Genomic DNA, 1,492 nt, shown 5'->3' with positions numbered 1-1,492 from the left:
CCTTCTGCGAGGTTGTGAAATCGACGCCCCCGGTCGCCGACTTGGTCGCGGCAACGGTCGCGATGCCAGCGCCGGCGCTGGCCTCCATGTGCTGCTTGGCATCCTTCGACGCCATCGTCATGCCGGCCATCGAACTGGTGCCGCTGGTGAAGGCCGCCAGATTTGGATCGTAGACGCCCGAGCCCTTGCCGTCCTTGATCGAAAACTGAGTGCTTTGCAGGCCTTCGGGTCCGTTGAACTCGAAGGAGGCGCTCTGGGAGAAATCCATCGAGACATCCCAGGATCCGTCGCTGCGCGGCTTGACCATCAGGGCATAGGGCGCGAAGTCGAACTTCAGCAGTTTCTGGTCCGGAAATGATGCGGCAAGTGCCTTGAAATCGAACAGGATCTTGTAAGCACCACCTTCCAGCGAAACCTTCAAAATGCCTTTGTCGATCGCCTGCTTGCCGACATAGCGGGACAAGTCGTCGGACAATTGCTTCGCACCCTGACTGTCGACGGTCTGACTGAGAGCAGGGGCACTCAACGCAAGAAGGAACACGAATGGCAGGGCACGGTTCACGCGAATTCTCCGTTTGACCGAGAAGAAAGGCTTTGTCCGTCTGGTATGAAATTACCGCTGCAACCGCAAGGTGAGATCGACAACGGCATCCGGGCAGGCAATCTCGATCAAAGCACCAGCCGCATCAGCGGCCGACCGGCCTTGCGTTCCAACAGCCTCTCGAAACCAGCCTTCTCGAAGACCCGCGACGAGCCGACGAACAGGCCGATCGAACGCGAATCGCGAGACAGATCTATCGGACAAGCCTCGAGCAGCCGTGCACCGTTCTGGCGGGCAAAATCGATGCCGCCTTCGACGAGGCGATGCGTGATGCCCCTGCCGCGCGCCTTGCCGCGGATGAAAAAGCAGGAGATCGCCCAGACGGCCGGATCCGTGGCGTCGGCAGGATCGACCGGTGCCGACCCCCTGCCCTGGTTGTTCCATTCGGGCACGTCGGCGCGCGGTCCGATCTGCATCCAGCCAACCGCCTGACCGTCCTCGAATGCCAGCAGGCCCGGCGGCGGGCCGGCCTCGATGCGCGCCTTGATGTGGTCCTTGTTGCGTTCCCGGCTGCTCTCGCGACGCATCGCCGGCGCCAGCCGGAAGTGCGTGCACCAGCAGCCGTAGCAGGCACCTTGCTTGCCGAAGAGGTCCTCGAATTCAGCCCAAAGCTCGGGCGCAAGCGGCGCTATGGTCGTGCTCATGCGTTCTCCCCAGGCCAGCCTTGTCGCTGGCCTTGCACTGTCGTACCATTGCCTCTGTTCTCTTTATGTTCGCAGCGATGGCGGCCCCTGTCAACAATCCCGATCACGGTTTTTGCCGCGACTGCCTGATGCTTCAGCGCAGCCAGACGCGCCGCTGCGAGCGCTGCGGCAGCCCCCGGCTTGCGCGTCATCCCGAGCTTTACCGGCTGCATCTGGCCCATATCGATTGCGACGCCTTCTATGCGGC

At 62.3% G+C, this 1,492-nt stretch carries 1 protein-coding gene and 2 pseudogenes; 1 reads left to right on the top strand and 2 read right to left on the bottom strand.

The genetic code is table 11. From position 1 onward, the window contains the following. Together EN969_RS30770 and EN969_RS30765 are read right to left on the bottom strand one after the other, a co-directional pair. Window positions 1-562: pseudogene (locus EN969_RS30770) on the bottom strand (hypothetical protein); the annotation flags it as partial. A 107-nt stretch (window positions 563-669) separates the two neighbouring features. Next, complete coding sequence (locus tag EN969_RS30765) at window positions 670-1,245, bottom strand: GNAT family N-acetyltransferase (protein ID WP_024503584.1); 576 nt, start codon at window positions 1,243-1,245, stop codon at window positions 670-672. Window positions 1,246-1,310: 65 nt separating this feature from the next. On the opposite strand from EN969_RS30765, the pseudogene EN969_RS30760 reads away from it, so the two are divergent. Then, a pseudogene (locus EN969_RS30760) lies at window positions 1,311-1,492 on the top strand (DNA polymerase IV); the annotation flags it as partial.

This window comes from Mesorhizobium sp. M7A.F.Ca.CA.003.01.2.1, assembly GCF_003998945.1.
Taxonomy (GTDB): Bacteria; Pseudomonadota; Alphaproteobacteria; order Rhizobiales; family Rhizobiaceae; genus Mesorhizobium; species Mesorhizobium ciceri.
This window is presented reverse-complemented; position numbering and strand designations above follow the sequence as displayed.